The organism is Fodinibacter luteus (assembly GCF_039541575.1).
GTDB classification, from domain to species: domain Bacteria; phylum Actinomycetota; class Actinomycetes; order Actinomycetales; family Dermatophilaceae; genus Fodinibacter; species Fodinibacter luteus.
This window is the reverse complement of record NZ_BAABGM010000011.1, coordinates 42860-61709: the sequence shown is the minus strand read 5'-3', so window position 1 is coordinate 61709 and position 18850 is coordinate 42860. Positions and strand designations below refer to the sequence as shown.

General features: G+C 75.7%; 18 protein-coding genes. 10 read left to right on the top strand and 8 right to left on the bottom strand.

Going from position 1 to position 18850, the window contains the following annotated elements; genetic code table 11:
* Window positions 1-77: 77 nt before the first annotated feature.
* Window positions 78-476, top strand: coding sequence for a tetratricopeptide repeat protein (locus ABD899_RS08435; RefSeq protein WP_345204585.1), 399 nt, complete (start codon window positions 78-80; stop codon window positions 474-476).
* 85 nt (window positions 477-561) lie between these two features.
* Here the strand turns inward: ABD899_RS08435 and ABD899_RS08430 are convergent, their stop codons facing one another.
* Window positions 562-1152 carry a methylated-DNA--[protein]-cysteine S-methyltransferase gene (locus ABD899_RS08430; RefSeq protein WP_345204583.1) on the bottom strand — a complete coding sequence of 197 codons (591 nt, stop codon included), beginning with the start codon at window positions 1150-1152 and terminating at the stop codon, window positions 562-564.
* Window positions 1149-1625: an RNA polymerase sigma factor gene (locus ABD899_RS08425; protein ID WP_345204580.1), complete on the bottom strand. Its 477-nt coding sequence runs from the start codon at window positions 1623-1625 to the stop codon at window positions 1149-1151. Before ABD899_RS08425 ends, ABD899_RS08430 begins: the two co-directional genes overlap by 4 nt.
* A 75-nt stretch (window positions 1626-1700) precedes the next feature.
* Here ABD899_RS08425 and ABD899_RS08420 point away from each other — a divergent pair, with 75 nt between their 5' ends.
* The 5 genes from ABD899_RS08420 to ABD899_RS08400 all read left to right on the top strand — a co-directional run bounded on the left by ABD899_RS08420 (window position 1701) and on the right by ABD899_RS08400 (window position 6344).
* On the top strand, window positions 1701-2546 hold the full coding sequence (locus ABD899_RS08420; protein ID WP_345204578.1) for a glycerophosphodiester phosphodiesterase: 846 nt from the start codon (window positions 1701-1703) through the stop codon (window positions 2544-2546).
* A 9-nt stretch (window positions 2547-2555) separates the two neighbouring features.
* Entirely contained in the window at window positions 2556-3074 is a 519-nt protein-coding gene (locus ABD899_RS08415; RefSeq protein WP_345204576.1) for an ATP-binding protein, read from the top strand.
* Window positions 3075-3117: 43 nt separating this feature from the next.
* Entirely contained in the window at window positions 3118-4008 is an 891-nt protein-coding gene (locus ABD899_RS08410; RefSeq protein ID WP_345204574.1) for a DUF5926 family protein, read from the top strand.
* Between the two features lie 90 nt (window positions 4009-4098).
* Window positions 4099-4857: a glycosyltransferase family 2 protein gene (locus tag ABD899_RS08405; protein ID WP_345204572.1), complete on the top strand. Its 759-nt coding sequence runs from the start codon at window positions 4099-4101 to the stop codon at window positions 4855-4857.
* On the top strand, window positions 4842-6344 hold the full coding sequence (locus ABD899_RS08400; protein WP_345204570.1) for an MptA/MptB family glycosyltransferase: 1503 nt from the start codon (window positions 4842-4844) through the stop codon (window positions 6342-6344). Before ABD899_RS08405 ends, ABD899_RS08400 begins: the two co-directional genes overlap by 16 nt.
* On the opposite strand, the gene ABD899_RS08395 is transcribed toward ABD899_RS08400, so the two are convergent.
* Window positions 6262-8451, bottom strand: a complete 2190-nt coding sequence (locus tag ABD899_RS08395) for a hypothetical protein (RefSeq protein ID WP_345204567.1) — start codon at window positions 8449-8451, stop codon at window positions 6262-6264. The genes ABD899_RS08400 and ABD899_RS08395 overlap by 83 nt on opposite strands.
* A 118-nt stretch (window positions 8452-8569) precedes the next feature.
* Between ABD899_RS08395 and ABD899_RS08390 the strand changes: the two genes are divergently transcribed.
* Window positions 8570-9835, top strand: a complete 1266-nt coding sequence (locus ABD899_RS08390) for a glycosyltransferase 87 family protein (RefSeq protein ID WP_345204566.1) — start codon at window positions 8570-8572, stop codon at window positions 9833-9835.
* On the opposite strand, the gene ABD899_RS08385 is transcribed toward ABD899_RS08390, so the two are convergent.
* Complete coding sequence (locus ABD899_RS08385; protein WP_345204563.1) at window positions 9802-10416, bottom strand: TMEM165/GDT1 family protein; 615 nt, start codon at window positions 10414-10416, stop codon at window positions 9802-9804. The genes ABD899_RS08390 and ABD899_RS08385 overlap by 34 nt on opposite strands.
* A gap of 168 nt (window positions 10417-10584) precedes the next feature.
* Between ABD899_RS08385 and ABD899_RS08380 the strand changes: the two genes are divergently transcribed.
* Together ABD899_RS08380 and pheA are read left to right on the top strand one after the other, a co-directional pair.
* A complete protein-coding gene (locus tag ABD899_RS08380) occupies window positions 10585-11013 on the top strand; it encodes a DUF4446 family protein (protein WP_345204562.1) in 429 nt (142 codons plus the stop codon).
* Window positions 11010-11936 carry a prephenate dehydratase gene (gene pheA, locus ABD899_RS08375; protein ID WP_345204559.1) on the top strand — a complete coding sequence of 309 codons (927 nt, stop codon included), beginning with the start codon at window positions 11010-11012 and terminating at the stop codon, window positions 11934-11936. The genes ABD899_RS08380 and pheA overlap by 4 nt, the downstream gene beginning before the upstream one ends.
* A 26-nt stretch (window positions 11937-11962) precedes the next feature.
* On the opposite strand, the gene ABD899_RS08370 is transcribed toward pheA, so the two are convergent.
* A complete protein-coding gene (locus tag ABD899_RS08370) occupies window positions 11963-13018 on the bottom strand; it encodes a 1-acyl-sn-glycerol-3-phosphate acyltransferase (RefSeq protein WP_345204556.1) in 1056 nt (351 codons plus the stop codon).
* Between the two features lie 92 nt (window positions 13019-13110).
* On the opposite strand from ABD899_RS08370, the gene ABD899_RS08365 reads away from it, so the two are divergent.
* A complete protein-coding gene (locus ABD899_RS08365; RefSeq protein WP_345204555.1) occupies window positions 13111-14790 on the top strand; it encodes a long-chain-fatty-acid--CoA ligase in 1680 nt (559 codons plus the stop codon).
* On the opposite strand, the gene ABD899_RS08360 is transcribed toward ABD899_RS08365, so the two are convergent.
* The 3 genes from ABD899_RS08360 to ABD899_RS08350 are packed head-to-tail and all read right to left on the bottom strand — an operon-like array spanning window position 14768 to window position 18846.
* On the bottom strand, window positions 14768-15601 hold the full coding sequence (locus ABD899_RS08360; RefSeq protein WP_345204553.1) for a patatin-like phospholipase family protein: 834 nt from the start codon (window positions 15599-15601) through the stop codon (window positions 14768-14770). The two genes, ABD899_RS08365 and ABD899_RS08360, sit on opposite strands and share 23 nt — an antisense overlap.
* Before the next feature lie 36 nt (window positions 15602-15637).
* Entirely contained in the window at window positions 15638-18394 is a 2757-nt protein-coding gene (locus ABD899_RS08355) for a multicopper oxidase domain-containing protein (RefSeq protein ID WP_345204551.1), read from the bottom strand.
* Complete coding sequence (locus ABD899_RS08350) at window positions 18391-18846, bottom strand: hemerythrin domain-containing protein (RefSeq protein WP_345204548.1); 456 nt, start codon at window positions 18844-18846, stop codon at window positions 18391-18393. The genes ABD899_RS08355 and ABD899_RS08350 overlap by 4 nt, the downstream gene beginning before the upstream one ends.
* Between the last annotated feature and the right edge of the window lie 4 nt (window positions 18847-18850).

The window sequence follows — 18850 nt, the reverse complement described above, 5'->3', positions numbered from 1 at the left end:
CACCTCACACGCGGACGCGTCCGTGGGGCGGTGCCCGTGGCCGGAATGGCGCTGCGCGCCGCCGCGTTGAGCAGCCCATGAACACGACCGGGACGAGCATGGCGGAGCGCTACGAGCGGGCCCGCGGCCTGTTCGAGCACGGCGAGTACCAGGCGGCCGCCGAGGAGCTCAGCGTGCTCGTCGACGAGAGCGCGCTCGAGCCACCGCTGCACGGGACGACCGAGCTGCGCCTGCTCCTCGCCCGGGCCTACTACCACTCGGCCCAGCTCGGCCGCGCCGAGGCGGTCGTGCGGGCCGTGCTCGTCGACGACCCCGACGAGGCGTACGCCAACCTCGTCCTCGGCCGCACCCTGCAGCGCCTCGGCCGGCACGGCGAGGCGCGGCCGCACCTCGCGATGGCCGAGCTGCTCGGGGGGTACGCGGGGTCGGGCCGCCTGCCGCGCGAGGACCCGGACGACGGCGGCGCTCCCGGCTGACCGGGCGCCTCGCACGACGAGGTCGGACCACGCAGAACCATCCGCGTGGCGCGTGACGTGCGGGTCCGAGGGGTAGGGCCTCGGCTCAGCGCCGCCCCGGCCCGGTGTGGGCCGCCTCGAGCGCGAGGAGGTGCTCCTTGGCGGCCGGCCCCCCGGCATACCCCCCGACCCCGCCCGCCGCGGGCACGACCCGGTGGCACGGCAGCACGAGGCACAGCGGGTTGCCGGCGAGGGCCGTGCCGACCGCCCGCGCCGCCCCGGGGTGGTCGACGGCGGCCGCGAGCCCGGCATACGTCGTGCGCTCGCCGTACCCGACGCGCGCCGCCAGCCCGGCGAGCACCTCGCGCTGGAACGCCGACGTGAGGGCGAGGTCGGGGCGCACGCCGACGGAGCGGGCCGCGCCCGACAGGTAGGCGGCGAGGGCGCGGCGGGCGGCGTCCGTCGACGCAGGGTGGCGCAGCACCCTCGGGCTGACCGATGCGGCGATGCGGTGCAGCCAGCGGTCCTCGGATGCCGGGTCCGGGGCGTAGGCGCAGGTGACGACCCTGCCGTCGTCGCGGACGGCGACGAGCAGGCGGCCGACCTCGGTGTCCTCGAGGACGTACGAGACGTCGGTCGGGCCGAGCACCGGCGGGCCGGCGAGCGGAGGGTCGAAGGTCGCGAACGGGTCGGTCATGGCTGGTCCCGGAGGTCGAGGCGGAGGGTGGCGAGGGCGTCGCTCACGAGGCGGCGGCTCATGCCCGGCGAGGTGCCGAGCGCGGCCGCGACCGCGCGGTGGTCGAGGTCGCCGACGAAACGGAGCACGACGGCGTCCCGCTGCCGCTGCGGCAGCGCCCCGACGCGGGCCCACAGGTCGCCGTCGGGCGCCTCGGGCGGGGGCAGCGTCGGGGCCTCGGCGAGCAGGGACGGGTCCTCGTGCGGTGTCGTGCGGCGGGCCGCGCGGTGGTGGTCCATCGCGCAGCGGTGGGTGATCGTGAGCAGCCACGAGCGGAGGTTCCGCGCGTGGGTGAGCCGGGGGTAGGCCGCGAGCGCCTGGGTCCAGGCCTGCTGGGCGACGTCGTCGCCGTGGCCGGGCGCGAGGGCGTGGGCGAGCCGGGCGACGTCGCGCCAGTGCTCGTCGACGAGGTGCTGGAAGGGCGGCAGGCTCACGATGGTGCAACGGTAGGCCCGCGGGCCGTGTGAGTCGCGGCCCGTCGGGCGGCCGGATGTGGAAGCGTTGGGGTCGTGGACGTCGTCGACGAGGAGGTGCGCGGGCGCGCGGCGCCGGTGCCGCGGCATCCCCTCGTCATCGCCCACCGCGGCGCGAGCGACGAGGAGCCCGAGCACACCCTTCGCGCCTACACGAAGGCGTTCGCCCACGGGGCCGACGGGGTCGAGTGCGACGTGCGGCTCACCGCCGACCACCACCTCGTGTGCGTCCACGACCGCCGGGTCGAGCGCACGTCGAACGGAGCCGGTGTCGTCTCGGCGCTCGAGCTGACTCGCCTCGAGCAGCTCGACTGGGCCTCGTGGAAGCTCGCCGACCGCCCCGGCGACACCGAGTCCCCCGAGTCCGACCCGGAGCGCGGACACCTGCTCACCCTCCGGCGGCTCCTCGACACCCTCGTCGGCACCGGCCAGGAGGTCGTCACCCTCATCGAGACCAAGCACCCGACCCGGCACGGCAGCGACGTCGAGAAGACCCTCGTGCAGGTGCTGCGCTCGTTCGACCTCACCGACGGCGACCAGCCCGGGCGACCCCACGTGCGGATGATGTCGTTCTCGCACCGGGCCCTGCAGCGCACCCAGAGGCTCGCGCCGCGGCTGCCCCTCGTCTACCTCGTCGACGCGAGCGTGCCGGCGCTGACCTGGGACGGGAGCCTGCCCAAGGGGGTGCACGCGGTCGGCCTCGACGTGCGGATGCTGCGCCGGCCCAAGGCGGTCAGGGCCTTCCAGCGGCGCGGGCACCAGGTCTACGTCTGGACGGTCGACTCCGACCGGGACATCGACCGGTGCCTCGAGCTCGGGGTCGACGTCATCATCACGAACCGGCCGGGACACGTCGTCCACCGGGTGCACGGCTCGGGTTAGGTTGTCACCGTGAGCGCGCACCACGACGACGACGCGGCCGGACCGGACGAGGGCGGCGTCACCCGGCGCACGGGTCAGACCGGCCTCCTCGTGAGCGAGTCACCGGGGCCGGGCGCCGAGAGCGTCATCGTCACCGTCCGCCCCCCCCACGAGCCGGCCTCGGTCGGCAGGATCCGCCGCGAGGTCGTCGACGACCTGCAGACCCGCGACCTGCCCGAGGAGATCGTCGACGAGGCGGAGATCGTCGCCTCCGAGCTGCTCACGAACGCCGTCCGGCACGCCCGGCCGCTGTCCGACGGCACGATCCGGGTGCGCTGGAAGATCCGCGGCGACGTCGTCGAGGTCGAGGTCACCGACGGGGGCGGTGAGTCCGTGCCCCGGCCCGCCCCCCGCACCGTGTGGCTGTCCTCCGGCCGCGGCCTGCGCATCGTGCGCTCGATCGCCCACGAGTGGGGCGTCACCGAGGACCGCACCGGCAACGTCGTGTGGGCCACCCTCGGCGGCCCGAGCCGCCGCCGCGCCACCTGAGCGCTGCCACGGGGCCGGTGCACCCCCCGTTAGGGTGGCGCGCATGGGCAAGGCATCTCGACGTCAGCGTGGCTCCGACACCGGCACCCGCCGCTCGCGCCCCGGCCCGGTGCCCTTCGTGCGCCGCCCGTTCGAGGGGCTCGTCGGCGAGACCGACTGGGTCGCCCTGCGCGAGATCCTCCCCGCGGCGACCGCCGTCGTCACGGTCCGTCCCGAGCACGTGCCCGACGGTGCGCCCGGCACGGTCACCGTCGCCACGGTGCTGCCGATGGCGTGGCCGGGCCTGCACCGCTCCGACGGCACGGTGCTCATCGGCACCCAGTCGGGCAACTCGAGCGGTGACGCGTCGCGCGACCTCGCGGCCCAGCTGCTCGCGGCCCTCGCCGCCGAGCCCGGCAGCCCGGTCGTCACGACCGAGCAGGTCACCGCCGACAGCCCACGGCTGCAGGACGTCCTCGCCGCGGACTCCACCTTCGACGTCACCGTCCACGAGGGCTTCGACTTCTGGGTCGAGGGGCAGGAGCTCGAGGGGGATGCCGCGGCCTCGCTCGAGCGGGCGAACGAGACGGTCGTCCCCACGACGGCCATGACGGCGCTGCCGTCGGCGTACTGGGTACGCATCGGGGAGCGGGCGCACATCCGCCTCGTGCTCCCCGACGACGAGGACGCCGCCACCGACGCGCTGTCCCGGTTGCACGCCGCCGGAGACGACGGGCTCGGCGGCGACTCGCGCCTCCTCGGCGCGTTCCGCGCCTGCGGCCTGCTCGTCCCGGTCTGGGACCTCGACCCGGGGCTTGAGCCGGGCGACCACGAGGACGAGCTCGCCGCCTGGGGGGAGCGGTACGCGGCCGCCCTCGCGTCCGACGCACCGCTTGGCGCCGACGAGCGCCGGGCCCGCGCGGGCCTGCTGAGCCGCCAGGTCACCCTCCGCTGATGTCCCCCCGCCCCGGCCCCGAGTGCGGAGGTGGTCGCCCCGGCAACCACGTGCGCACCCGCCGCGGGGTGGACGGGGCGGGTGCCGGCGATGGGTGACCTCCCCGGGGCCGTCCCCGGCGCCACGGTCGCCGCCGTCGTCCCCTGCAAGGACGAGGCCGACCGCATCGCGGCCACCGTGCGCGCGGTGGCGTCGCTTCCCGGGGTGGCCCGGGTCGTCGTCGTCGACGACGGCAGCAGCGACGACACCGCCCGGGTCGCCCGCGAGGCCGGCGCCGACGTCGTGCGCCACGAGCGCAACCGCGGCAAGGCGGCGGCCCTCGAGACGGGGGTCCGGCGGGTGCGCGAGCTCGACGCGGCGGATGCCGGGCGCGTCCGTCCCGCGGCGGGTGCCGCCGCGCTCCTCTTCGTCGACGGCGACCTGCAGGAGACCGCGGCCAACCTCGGGGTGCTCACGACCCCCGTGCTCGACGGCACCGCCGACATGACGATCGCCACCCTGCCGGCGCAGCTCACGACCGGTGGCGGGCGGGGCCTCGTCGTCAACCTCGCCCGCGACGGCATCCGGCGCCTCACCGGCTTCACGGCGGTCCAGCCCCTGTCGGGCATGCGTTGCCTCAGCCCTCGGGCGTTCGAGTCGGCGACCCCGCTCGCGCGCGGCTGGGGGGTCGAGACCGCCCTCACCGTCGACGTGCTGCGCGCGGGCCTGACCGTCGTCGAGGTGCCGTGCGAGCTGCAGCACCGGGTGAGCGGCTCGGACTGGCGGGGCCAGCTGCACCGGGCCGGGCAGTACCGCGACGTGTGGCTCGCGCTCGTGCGGCGCGGCTGGCGGCCGTGGCACCGGGGCTGACCCGGACCCACCGGCTGTGCGTCGGTCTGTCCGTCGCCCTGCTGCTCGTCGTCGGGGCCGGCGCGCCGAACGCGGCCCTGCCCGACCTGGCCCCCCGCGGCTGGGCGCCGGGCCAGCTGCTCCCCGTCGCGTTGTCGCCCGCGGCGGTCACGGCCGTGCTGTGGACGGCCTACCTGCTCGGGGGCGTGGCCGTGTACCTCGGGCTCCGGGGACGGGTGGCAGCCCTGCGGTCGTGGGCGGTGCCGGTCGGCCTCGGCGTGCTCGCCCTGCTCACGGCGCCGTTCGGGTCGGCCGACCACGTCAACTACCTCGCCTACGGGCGCATCCTCGTCGGGGGCGGCGACCCGTGGGTCGAGGCCCCGGTCGAGTGGGCGGGCGGGTCCGACCCGGTGACGAGCCGGGTCGAGGAGCCGTGGACGACCGAGCCGAGCGTCTACGGCCCCCTCGCCACGCTCCTGCACGGCCTGGCCGCCCACCTCGGGGGCGACTCGCTGCGGCAGGGCGTCTGGGTGTGGCAGGTCGTCGTCGTGCTCGCCTGGCTCATCGTGCGCTGGCTGCTCCGGCGGGTGCTCGGCCCCGGCGTGCACGGGCGCGTCGACGTGCTGTGGACCCTCAACCCGCTCGTGCTCGGCGTCGGGGTGCTCGGCGCGCACGTCGACGTCGTCGCGGCGGCCTTGGCGGTCGCGGCGGTCGCCGTCGTCGCGGGGCGGCCGGGTCCGGTCGGCGCGGCCCTCGGCGGCGGGCTCGTCGCGGGCGCCGGCTCGACGAAGTTCACGTATGCCGTCGTCGGCGTGGGGGTCGTCGCCGCGTGGTGGGTGGTCGGGCACCGCTCCGCGCGGTTGGCCCGCCTCGTCGGGTCGCTCGTCGCGGGGTTCGCCGTCGTCGCGGTGGCCCTGCACGCGTGGGCCGGCCCGCACGTCTACGACCAGCTGGTCCGCTCGCGGCAGGCGGTCTCGCTCGCCACGCCGTGGCGGCCGGTGCTCGAGTGGGCCCGCGACGCCAACGGCGAGGACACGACCCGGCTCGCCATCAGCCTCTCGGCTGCGGTGCTCGCGGTCGTGCTCGCCTGGTGCCTGCTGCGCATCAGCCGCCCCGCCGCCCCGACCGCACCTGCGACGACGACGGCGACCGCCGCGGTGGCCCTGTGGGTCACCGCCTGCCTCACGCTCGCCTACTCGCTCGCCGCCCCGTACTCGCTGCCGTGGTACGACCTGCTCGCGTGGGCCGCCCTGCCCGCGGTGCGGCCCGGGATCGTCGACGTCGTCGCCCTCGTGCGGCTCGTCGCGCTCGCGGTGGCCTACGTGCCCGGCCGGGTGCTCGGGATGACTCCGGCCGTCGAGGACCTCACGCTCGGGGTGCGCCGGGGTGTCGTGCCCTGGGTGGGCCTCGTGCTCTGGGTCGTCGTCATCGCCGCCGGCGCGCGGAGCGGGTCTGGGCGGTGGCGCGCGCCTCGTCGAGCAGGTAGCTCACCGACACCGACACGATGAGCGGCACGGCGAGCGTGGCCCCGACCGCCGGGATCGCGACGCCGGAGTCGTTGACGAGGAAGCCGATGCTCAGCGTGATGAGGAGGGCGATGAGGCCCGCCCGGAGGGTGGGCGCCTGGTCGTACGAGCGCTGCATCGCCCGAGAGCCCCAGGAGGTCGGCCGGGCGAGGACGTAGATGACGAAGAGGAGTGCCGCCGGCACGAGGAGGGTCAGGGGGGCGTTGCCGAGCAGGATCTCGACGTTCTGCTGGGCCTTGCGCACGACGATGTCGAGGGCGTTGCCGTCGATGATCGCCTGGACGAACCGGCCGAGGTGGCTGCGGGAGGCCGGCTCGCGCAGCCAGTCGGCCCCGGCGATGAGGAAGAAGAGCCCGACGACCCCGGCCGCGACGAGCAGGGCCCGCTGCCACGTGAGCCGCAGGCCGAGCACCGCGAGGACGAGGTAGGCCAGGCCCGGCACGAGCGCGGGCGGCCCGCCGCCGTCGGCGCCCCAGAAGGGCATCGCGTCGACGACGACCGCGAAGCCGCCGATGACACCCACGGCGACCGCCGCGGCCCGCCGCCGGCCGGCGAGCACGAGCCACGACGACACCGCGGTGCACAGCAGGATGGTGGACGTCGCGAAGAGCGCGAAGGTGGGGTTGCCCATGCCGTAGAACCGGCCGGCGACGACCGGCTGCAGCCCCATGAGGGAGGACAGCTGCAGCCTCGACCCCGTCATGACGTCGACGGCGAGCACGAGCATCGTCGTCGCCGAGACGACCGCCATCGGCCCGAGGGCCCAGTGCCGCCACGGGCCGCGCAGCGCCACCGTCGAGATGGCCGCGACGAACAGGCCGACGGCGAGCACGACCGAGAGCATCTCGACCGGGAAGCGCCACCACGGCAGCAGGTTGGCGAGGAAGGTCGACACCGGCACCGAGGCCGCGACGACGGAGAGCACCCGCACCCGCGAGAGCACCGTGACCCGGCTGCGGTCGGTGCCGAGCCGGCCCTTCCACACGAGCAGGACGAGGAGGTAGATGACGAGCTGGCCGTAGGCGAAGACGGTGAAGAACGGCTCGACGAGCCCGTGGACGTCGTGGCTCGCCTCGTCGTAGTCGCTGAGCATGGTGAGCCGGGCCTGCGCCCGCTGCACCGAGTTGTCGGGCGCCGGGTCGCTCGTGAGCGGCGAGCCGCCCACGGCATCCGGCACGGGCAGCCCGACCGAGGCGAGCACCGTCGCGGTGACGTCGGACAGCTGGGCGAGCCCGGTCTGCTTCGTCGAGCCGGACACGAGCACGCCCGGACCGAAGTGCGGGCCACGCGCGACGACGAGGCGCAGCCGCTCGCTCACCCCGGCATCCGACATCGACGTGACGACGTAGTCGGCGCCGTTCGGTCCGGCCTCGATGACCTGCCCGATGCGCGCGTCGATCTCGGCCAGCTGCTCGGCGCGCGACGTGGTGACCGACTCCCCGTCGGCGACGTCGTCCGGGTCGCGCAGCGAGCCGACGTCGACGAGGGTGACCGGGCAGGCATTGAGGTCCTCGAGCATGCGCTCCGAGGTCCACGCGGCGTAGTGCTCGACGCGGCCGTCGGGGCGGGCGCCCCCGACCGCCGCGTAGGGGTCGACCGCCTTGACGCACAGGCCCCCGGCCGCCGCGGTGGCCCCGAGCAGGCCGAGCCGCGCGTCGAAGCGGGTCTCGGCCGCGGCCGCCTCGTACGTCGGCCACGCGGCGACGACGCCGTCGGTGACGGTCGGTGGCGGCGTGCACGGCCGGTCGACGGGGTTCGGGGCCTCGCCCGGACGCGGGCCGGCGGCGCGGCTGCCCGACGAGAGCCCGAGCCAGCCGTCGACCGGGCAGGTGTTGGAGTGCACCGAGCGCACCGACAGGGCCGCGGCGGAGCCGTCGCGCAGGAGGAGCCACAGGTTCGGGGTCGTCTGCTCGTCGACGTCGGACCAGCTGATGCCGCCGGTCCCGACGACGACGACCGCCCCCGCCGGCTCGTCCGTCGCCGTCGTCACCGCCGCCGACGCCTGGCTCGGCCAGGCCGCCGAGCCGACGACGAGACCCACGACGAGGGTCGCCAGGGCGACCGTGACGGCGAGGGCTCTGCGCAACACGGCCCCACGGTACGGGTCGGCGGCGTGCGGGCCCGAATCCCCCGGCCAAGCATCCTCTCAGGTCGCTGGGGCACCGGCCGGATGCCGGGTGGCGCGCCGGCACCACCAGAATGGGGGAGTGGGCACCCGACCGAGCGGCACCGTCCCCCGGCACCGCTGGCTCCTCGCGGCGCTCCTCGTCGCCCTCGCCGCCACGCCCGTCGTCCTGCGCTACCTCGTCTTCTGGCCGCTCGACCAGTGGCAGGTCGACGTCGAGGTCTACCGGGAGGCGGGCGTCTCCATCCTCACCGGCCGGCCGGTCTACGCCACGCTCACGGAGAGCCCGCAGCTGCTCCCGTTCACCTACCCGCCGTTCGCGGCCCTGCTCGCCATCCCGCTCGCGCTCGTGCCGTTCGGCGCCGCCGGCTGGCTGTGGACCGGCCTGCAGGTGCTCGCGACGACGGCGATCGTCTGGTACGCGGGGTACCGCCTCATCCACCGCGCCGGCCCGTGGGTGCCCCTCGCGCTCGCCCTGCTCACCGCGCCGATGCTGTGGCTGCACCCCGTGAGCGACGGCATCCGGTTCGGGCAGGTCAACGCCTTCATCGTCCTCGCGTGCCTCATGGACCTGCGCGAGCCGCGGCCCAGGGTGCTGCGCCGGGTGCCGCGGGGGGTGCTCGTCGGCCTCGCCATGGCGGTGAAGCTGACGCCGGGCGTCTTCGTCGTGCACTTCCTCGTCACCCGGCGCTGGCGCGAGGCGGCGACCGCGGTGGGCACGGCAGTGGGGGTGACGCTCGGTGCCTGGGTGCTGCTCCCGCAGGCGTCGTTCGCGTTCTGGGGCGGGGCGCTGCAGGACCCCGCCCGGCTCGGGCCGAACATGGGCACGTCGAACCAGTCCCTGCGCGGCTTCCTGCTGCGCGTCGGCCCCGACGGGATGCCGGGCACGGTCCTCTGGCTCGGGTGCGTCGCCGTCGTCGGGGTGTTCGGCTTCTGGCTGGCCCGCCGCTTCCACGAGCGCGGCGACTCGATCGGTGAGGTCGCCGCGGTGGGGCTCATGGCCTGCCTGCTGTCGCCCGTCGCGTGGATCCACCACTTCCACTGGGTCGTCGTCGTCGTCTTCGCCCTGCTCGGTGCCGACCCGCTGCGCGAGCGCCGCCGGTTGTGGGCCGGTGCCGGGGTCACGGCGTTCTTCCTGTGCCGGCTGCCGTGGTGGGGCATCTCGTGGCTCAACCAGCGCGACTGGCCCGAGCTCCCCGGGCGCGTGCTGCAGAACGCCGACGTCTTCGGGGCCCTCGCCGCGCTCGTGCTGCTGTGGTGGGTCAGCCGTGACGACCTGGATGCCGTGGCTCCGGCACCGCCGGCCGGCTCCGGTCAGACGACCCCGGCGATCTCGAGGGCGGTGTAGGCGGCGAGCAGCAGGCAGACCGTGCCGCCGATCCGCCGGATCGTCGACAGGCGCAACCAGGTGAGCAGCGTGCGGCCGAGCCCCGCGGCGAGCCCGGACACCGTCGCGAGCGCGAGGAACGCCCCGACGAACACCGACATCGGGTCGTCGTAGCGCACGACGAGCGAGGCGGTGAGGATCTGCGACAGGTCGCCCCACTCGGCGAGGAAGAGCACCGTGAAGCACAGCGTGACGACCCGCCAGCCGACGACCTGGCGGGCGGCCTTGGCCCCGAACTCCGCCTCGGTCTCGGCCTCCTGCTCGTCGGCCGACCCGGCGCCGCGCAGCAGCAGGATGCCGCCGACGAGGAACATGACGCACGCGAAGACCTCGACGGGGGTGCGCGGCAGGCGCGCGAGCAGGCCCCCGGCGGTCACGGCGATCGCGGTCTGGACGAGGAACGCGAGGCAGACGCCGACCCAGACGAGGAGCGGGCGGAAGCGGGTCGACATGACGAGCGTCGCGATGAAGGTCTTGTCCGGCAGCTCGACGAGGAAGATGGTGCCGAACACGACGGCCACGGTCGCGAGGTCCACGTCCACGGCGCCACCCTAGGGGAGCGCCCACCTCGCGAACTCAGGGGCACTTCGCCCACTCAGGAGCGCACCCGGTCCTGACCCGGCGGGCTGCTCCTGACTCCGCGAGAAGGGGGGCGGGGCGGACGTGGGACGGTCGGCGCACCTCCACGTCGAGCGCCTAGCCTGTCGCGTGTGTTCGGACTCAACCCCCTCGAAGCGGTCGTGCTCGCGATCCCCGTCGCGCTCGCGGTCGTCCTCGTCGCGGGGCTCGTCGTGCTGGTGCGGCGCTCGGCGGACGTGCAGCGTCGACTGACGGCGCTCGAGCACCACCGCCCCGCCGGGGATGCCGACCTCGCCGCACTGCGCGCCGACCTCCGGCAGGCGCTGCGGCACGTCGCGGTCGTGCGGTACGACGCCTTCGGCGACATGGGCGGCCGGCTCAGCTTCAGCGCCGCCGTCGTCGACGACCACGGCGACGGGCTCGTCGTCAGCTCGATCCACGCGCGGGGCGAGTCGCGCACGTACGCCAAGGGCGTCGTCGGCGGAGCCTCCGACGCGACGCTCACCCCCGAGGAGCAGCAGGCGCTCGCCGCTGCCCGCACCGGCAAGGAGACCCCGTGAGCCGCTACGGCTTCCTCGGACCCGAGGGCACCTTCACCTCGATGGCGCTCGACGCGTGGCAGCCCGCCGCGGCGGGGGAGCGGGTGACGTTCGGCTCGGTCGACGCCGCCCTCACGGCGCTGCGGTCCGGGGCGATCGACGGCGCGATGGTGCCGATCGAGAACTCCGTCGAGGGCGGGGTCTCCGCCACCCTCGACGCGCTCGCGAGCGGGGAGCCGCTCGTCGTCGTCGGCGAGGTGCTCGTGCCGGTGACCTTCGTCCTCGCCGCCACGTCGGGCACGACCCTGCGCGACGTCCACGCCGTCGGCACCCACTCGCACGCCTGGGCCCAGGTACGGGGCTGGATGGCGGCCCACCTGCCCGGGGCGGAGTACGTCGCGACGCTGTCGACGGCATCCGCCGCCGAGGCCCTCGAGCACGGCCGGCAGCCCTACGAGGCGGCCGTGTGCGCCCCCGCGGCCGCGCAGCGGCACGGGCTGGAGGTGCTCGCGAGCGGGATCGGCGACATGCAGGCGGCCGTGACCCGCTTCGTGCTCGTCGCCCGGCCCGGGGAGCTGCCCGCGCGCACCGGGGCCGACAAGACGACCGTCGTGCTCTTCCAGCGCGAGGACCACGCTGGGGGCCTGCTCGAGCTGCTCGAGCAGTTCGCGGCGCGCGGCATCAACATGACCCGCCTCGAGTCCCGTCCGACGAAGGACTCGATGGGGTCGTACTGCTTCTCGATCGACCTCGAGGGCCACGTCCTCGACGAGCGCCTCGGCGAGGCGCTCATGGGGCTCAAGCGGATCTGCGCCGAGGTGCGCTTCCTCGGCTCCTACCCGCGGGCCGACCGGCAGCGGGCGACGGTCGCCCCCCTGACGAGCGACGCCGACTTCTCGGCCGCACGGGCCTGGCTCGACGGCATCCGCTCCGGGGGCTCCTGACCCAGGTCCCGGATGCCGGGTGGCCGTCAGCGCACGACCCGCCCGTCCTCCCCGGGCTCGTGCCCCGGCAGGTAGGGGTGCGCGTGCTCCTCGACCCACGCGTCGACCTCGGTCCACCGGTCGTTGAGCCACTCCTCGAAGGCGCCCGGCTCGGACGGCACGGTGTCGGCGGCGTAGGTCCACGTCTTGACGAGGAACGGGCGGCCGGTGAAGGGCAGGGCCTCCCAGATCATCCGCGCGCTCGACAGCCGCGCGAGGCCGACGTGCGCGAGCACCATGACGTCGGCCTCGGGACGGGCCGAGCGGGCGGCCCAGGCCCCCCGGGCGCGCGGCGGCAGGACGTGGCGCAGCTCCTCGGCGCGGCTCGCCCGTGCGTGCTCCCCCCGCTCGCGCATCCGCCGGATCATCCCCGCCCGCCGCAGCGGCGTCCAGTTCTGGCCCTCGGGGAAGATGACGAAGACGTCGTCGGGGTGCATCGTCGCGGCCATCTCGCCCAGCCCGGCGGCGCGGTCCTCGCCGGGCCGGGCCCGACCGGGCATGAAGAAGGACTGGAGCCGGCTGAGGATCGTGTCGATGCCCGGGTCCCAGCGGAGCGCCTCGGCGAGGACGATGCGCGGCAGCCGCCCCGCGGTGCGCGACAGCAGCCACGCGATGGCGAGCGAGTCGGCGGGGCCGGCGTGGCGGGCGAGCGCGAGCAGCGGCTGGCCGTCGACGCCGAAGTGCATCCGGTCGGCGAGCACCACCTCGAGCCCGACCCACCGCCGGGCGTAGTACATGAGCGAGTCGAGCGCCTGCGTGAACAGCCTTTCGTGGTCCTCGCGCCACGTCGGCGACGCGTGGTCGGGGCTGCGCGCCCACAGCGCCCAGCAGCCGAGCAGCATCCGGATGTCGACCCACATGAGGACGACGGCCAGGCACGACGCCCGCAGCAGCCGGGCCCGGCGGTCGACGGCGACCATGAAGGCGCCGGCGACGATGACGGGCACCATGAGCCCCGTGACGACCACCCCGACGAGGGGCCACGCCACGTGGAGTACCCGCCGCACGGCGAGCGGGGGTGGGGGGATGCTGCGGGCGCCCATGGCCGCCAGCGTAGGGCGCGGCCGGAGGGGGCGCCGGGAGTAGGTTGGGCGCGTCCGCGGGTCCGTCCCCGTGGCGGTGAGGACGACGTGCCATGACCGCTCTCGAGCCCCGGTGGGCCACCGCCTACGGACCCGGGGTCCCGCTCCACCTCGACCCGCCGTCCGCCACCCTCGTCGACCGCTTCGACCGGGCCGCGTCGAGCTTCCCCGGCCGCGTCGCGCTCGACTTCCTCGGCCGGCGCACCCGCTACGACGTCGTGGCCGACCGGGTCTCCCGCGTCGCCGAGGGGCTGCGCCGGCTCGGGGTCGGTGCCGGCGACAGCGTCGCCCTCGTCATGCCGAACTGCCCGCAGAACGTCATCGCCTTCTGCGCGGTGCTCCGCCTCGGGGCGACGGTCGTCGAGCACAACCCGCTGTACACGGCCGGTGAGCTGCGGCTGCCCTTCGTCGACCACGGCGCCCGGGTGGCGATCGTGTGGGACAAGGTCGTCCCCGTCGTCGAGGAGCTGCGGGGCGAGTGCGCCCTCGAGCACGTCGTCGCCGTCGACCTCACGACCGAGCTGCCGCTGGCCAAGCGGGTCGCCCTGCGGCTCCCGCTCCGAAAGGCCCGGGAGGCGCGAGCGGCGCTGACCTCGCCCGCGCCGGGCGCCCTGCCGTGGGGCGACCTCGTCGCGGCGCCACCCCTGGCGGCCACCCACCCCCGCCCGGGGCTCGACGACGTCGCCCTGCTCCTCTACACCTCCGGCACGACGGGCACCCCGAAGGGCGTCCCGCTGCGCCACCGCAACCTCGCAGCCAACGTCGCGCAGGGCCGGGCCTGGGTGCCGGGCCTCCTCGAGGGCGAGGAGACCTTCCTCCTCGCGCTGCCGCTCTTCCACGCCTACGGCGTGACCGTCGGGATGCTGCTCGGCCTCGACCTCGCCGCGACGCTGGTCCTGCTGCCCAAGCCGGAGGTCGCGCTGCTCATGGACGCCATCGAGCGGCAGGTCCCGACGTTCGTGCCCGCGGTGCCGCCGCTCTACGAGCGGATCGTCGACGAGGCCGAGCGGCGCGGCGCGAGCATCCACGGCATCCGGTACTCCCTGTCCGGGGCGATGCCCCTTCCGGCTCCGCTCGTCGAGCGCTGGGAGGCCGCGACCGGAGGCCTGCTCGTCGAGGGCTACGGGCTGACCGAGACCTCGCCGGTCGTCGTGGGCAACCCGATGACGGCCGACCGGCGACCGGGCTCGATCGGCGTGCCCTTCCCGGACGTCCACGTGCGGATCGCCGACCCCGACGACCCCGACGACGAGGTGCCGGTCGGCGAGCGGGGCGAGCTGCTCGTGCGCGGGCCGCAGGTGTTCGACGGCTACCGGGGGATGCCGGAGGAGACGGCGGCGGCCTTCCACGACGGCTGGTTCCGCACCGGCGACGTCGTGACGATGGACGAGGGCGGGTTCATCACGATCGTCGACCGGATCAAGGAGGTCATCATCACCGGCGGCTTCAACGTCTACCCCTCCGAGGTGGAGGCCGTGCTCCGCCGGCACCCCGACGTCGTCGACGCCGCCGTCGTCGGGGTGCTGCACGACAGCGGCAGCGAGGAGGTCGTCGCGGTCGTCGTCCTCGCCGAGGGCGCGCACCCGTCGCCGGACGTGCTCCACGCGTACGCGCGCGAGTCGCTGACCGGCTACAAGGTGCCCCGCCGGTTCGTCGTCGTCGACGCGCTCCCGGTCAACGCCATGGGCAAGGTGCTGCGGCGCGAGGTGGTCAGGGCGCTTCGAGCGCGCTGAGGTAGGCCTGTGACGCCGCCCGGGCGGTCTCCATCCGCTCACGCATCCGCGAGATCCGGGCGTGACCGATCGAGATGTTCGGGCTGGCCGTGGCCCCGCTCGGCAGCACGTGCAGCTCGACGTCGTCGGGCACCGACTCCATCTCGTGGACGAAGCGGTGCCGGCGCCCGATCTCGAACGCGACCGTGGCGACCTCCCAGGGCTTCGTCGGCACGCTGAGCTCCTGCTCGACGCGGCCCACCTGGAGCACGAAGATCCGGGTCGCGCCGAGGGCGAGCGCCCGGCCGACGGGGATGGAGTGCACGAGGCCGCCGTCGAGGTAGTGGCGCTCGCCGATGCGCACCGGGGGGAACAGGCCGGGCACCGAGCACGAGGCGACGACCGGGTCGGTGATCCCGCCCTCGGAGAACCAGCGCCCGCTCGCGTCCTCGATGCACGCGGCGACGCACTGGAACGCCACCTCGAGCTGCTCGAACCGGTCGACGGGCAGGTAGCGGTCGATGACGTGGCGCAGCGGCGCGTTCGAGAGCAGGTGGGTGCGGTACCTCGCGACCCGCGCCGCCTGGCGCATCGGGTTGTCGAGGAAGACCCCCTCGCGCACGACCGCCTCCCAGACCGCGGCGAGCCGTTCCGCCCCCTCGACCCCCGGGTCGGCCGCGACGAAGGCGCCGTTGAGCGCGCCGATGCTCGTGCCGAGCACGAGGTCGGGCCGCACCCCGTGCTCCGCGAGCGCCCGCACCATCCCGACCTCGGTCGACCCGAGGACGCCCCCGCCCCCGAGGACGTAGGCGGTCAGCTCGTCGCGCGGCATGCCGCCAATCTATGGCGTCGCGTCCGGGAGGTCGGCTCAGCCGGTGACGTCGAGGATGCCGTGCGCGCCCCGTTCGGCGTCGGCCATCGCGTGCGTGACGAAGGGGTAGTGCCCGGCCTCGGGCATCGACAGCTCGACGAACCCGCCCTGGGCGGGGGCGAGGTCGAGCACCTGGCTGCCACCGGAGGCGGCCCCGGTGTCGAGCGGACCGCGCCCCTCGCGCAGGAGGTAGGTGCCCTCGCGCCACACGGTGTCGAACTGCCCGCCGACGACGTGGAAGGCGGTGCCGCGGTTCGGCCCTGCGGCGAGCACCCAGAGCCGGACCCGCTCCCCGACCCCGGCCGCCAGCGGGCGGGCGTCGTACTGGTTCGCGACGCCGTTGAAGACGACCGCGTCGGGGGTGTCGGCCGCGGCGGAGTCGGCGTCGACCTCGGCGGTGCGGCCGGTGCCGTCGCCGTCGACGTGCACCTCCGACTGGACGAGGACGTAGCTGCGGTCGGCCTCGGGCAGCCCGTCCGGCTCGATGACGACGGCGCCGTGCATCCCGGCGGCGATGTGCGCGCTCATCGGCATCGTCGAGCAGTGGTACATCCAGACACCGGCTCGCTCGGCGGTGAACCGGTAGGTCAGCGAGCCACCGGGCGCGATGGTGCGCATGACCTCGTCGGGTGCGCGCTCCCCGGCGTGGAAGTCGACCGAGTGGCCCATCGACCCGCGGTTGACGAGGGTCACGACGAAGGTGTCGCCGACCCGGCCGTGCAGGGTCGGCCCGGGCACGCCCCCGTCGAACGTCCACCGCCTCTGGCGCACCCCCGGCGACACCTCGAGCTCGACCTCCTCGACCGTGAGCGTGACCTCGCGGACCCGGCGGTCGTCGAGCGGCGGCAGCGCGGCATCCACCGCGCGGAAGGCGGCATCCGGCTCCTGCCCGAGCCGGATGCCGGCCTCCTCCGACCGCTCGGCCGCGGCGGCACCGCCGGCCCGGGCGCCGGCGGCACTGCCGGCCCCGACCACGTCGGCCGGCGCGCTCGGGCCCCCCTCGACGACGACGTCGAGCACCATCCCCATCCGGCGGTGGCCGACGATGGTGCACCACCCCTGGGCGCTCGCACCGACGACGCCGGCGTCGAGGGTCGCGGTGCGGCCCGGCATGATGCGCGGCGTGCGCAGGTCGCCGCCGAAGCTGAGGTCGTGCGGGGACCCCTCGTCGACGTTGACGAGCTCGATGACGAGCCGGTTGCCCGCCGGGACGGTGACCGACGACGGCGAGAAGGACATGTCGCGGGCTTCGACCCGCACCCGCGTCGTCTCGCCGGTCGGGACGACGGTGCCGGCCCCGGTCAGGCCGGACGCGGCCACGGAGCCCGACCGGCCGGCATCCAGACCCGCGGCGGCCGGGTCGAACGCCACCCCGAGGGTGACCGCGAGCGCGACGCTGCCGACCCCGGCCACGAGCTGCGCGGGGGACCACACAGGCGGCTCGGGCCCCACCCGCTCGGGGCGCACCGGGTGCTCGGCGACGGTGGCGACGAGGGCCCGCCGGGCGGTGACGGCCGCGCGGACGGCTCGCAGCAGCAGCGGGATGAAGGCCGCGAGCGCCACGAGCACGAGGGTCGACGCGGCGACCCGGACCGCGCTCGGGACGGGCAGCAGGCACACCGCGAGGCCGAGGTTGACGACGGTGACCCGCCACACGGCGCCGCGGTTGAGCTCGGCGGACCCGGCCCGGACGACCGACGGGCCCCCGCCGAGCACGGTCGGCACGAGGTGGCTCAGCGCGCCGGCGAGCAGCTGGGCGGCGAAGCCCGCCGCGATGACGGCGGCGACGACCCCGTAGCCGTCGGCGACCTCGGGCCACGAGCCCGCCGTGGCGACCCGCCACCCGACGAGCCCGAGGGCGACGGCGCCCCAGGCGAGGGCGGCGGTCACCGACCACGTCGCGAAGAAGCGGGGGGGTGCCTGGCGCGCCGGTGCGAGGAGCGCCCGGCCCCACCAGGCGAGGCCCGCGGCGTAGCCGGCGAGCCCGGCGAGGGTGGCGGGGCGCGACCCGAGGGCCGCGCCGGTGCCGATGACGCAGACGGCACCGACGAGCACCGGGAGCGCCTGCCGGGCCAGGCGCTCGGCCCGCTCGTCGATCCGGGTGCGCAGCATCGTCGGCCACAGCGTGACGAGCGTGCCGGTCACCGTGAGGCCGACCCAGCCGAGCACCATGACCATCGAGTGCGCGACGAGCACGCGCCCGTGGGTCGTGTCGTCGAGGCCGCGGGCGAGCCAGGCCCCGAGGGCCGCACCGACGGGCACCCAGGCCGCGGCCGCGAGGTAGTAGCGCACGGTGACCCGGAACCGACCCGGCAGGGCGTGGCGGAGCCGGCGCCACAGCGCGGTGGCGTGCCAGGCGAGCGCGGCCGACACCGCGAGCGCGCCCATGGCGGTGAGCGGCCAGAGCGAGGTCGGCACCCCGACGAGCACGGCCGCCTGGCCGGCCACGAGCAGCCCGATGCGCGCGTTCTGCCGGCTCCGCTCGTCGAGCGAGGCCGGGGTCTTGAGGAGGGCCTGGCTGAAGTGGGTGCTCCACACCATCGCCGAGTGGGTGAGCGCCCCGAGGAGCACGAGGTGGACGAGCAGCCAGCTCGCGGCCGGCACGAACGGGTGCGCGAGGGCGACGAGCACGGCGAGGCCGAGCCACACGACCCCCGGCCGGTCGCGCAGCGCCCAGCGCCCGCGGGAGGGTCCGGACGGCGCGGAGGCGCGGGCCGGGCGGGCGGCGGTGGTGGGCGGCTCCAGGGTGGTCACGCGCCACCGTTCCGGGCCGCGGCGACCGGGGTCAGGGCGGTGACCCGCTCCCACTCCGGCCCGGCGAAGGCGATGGCCGCGGCGGGGAAGAGGCCGTTCTCCTCGCGGTCGATGTGCGCGCGCAGGGCCAGGTCGAAGGCCGGGAAGGAGGCGTGGTCGCCGTCGCGGACCGCGGCGAGCGCGGCGTCGAGGGAGGTGTGCTCGGCGCAGAGGGAGCGGACGTGGTCGGTGAACTCGTCGTCCTCGGAGAGCACCGCGAAGAGCCCGGCCTCCTCGGCCCCGGTGTGCGGGTGGAGCAGCCGGCCGAGGGCATCGGCCGCCGCGACGACGGCCTCCGCATCACCGCGCTCGCAGGCCCGCCGGAGCACCCCGGACGCGTTGACGATCTCGACGTGCTCGGCCATGAAGCGGCCGATGACGTCGATGCTCTCGCACCCGCAGTAGGAGCACACGGCG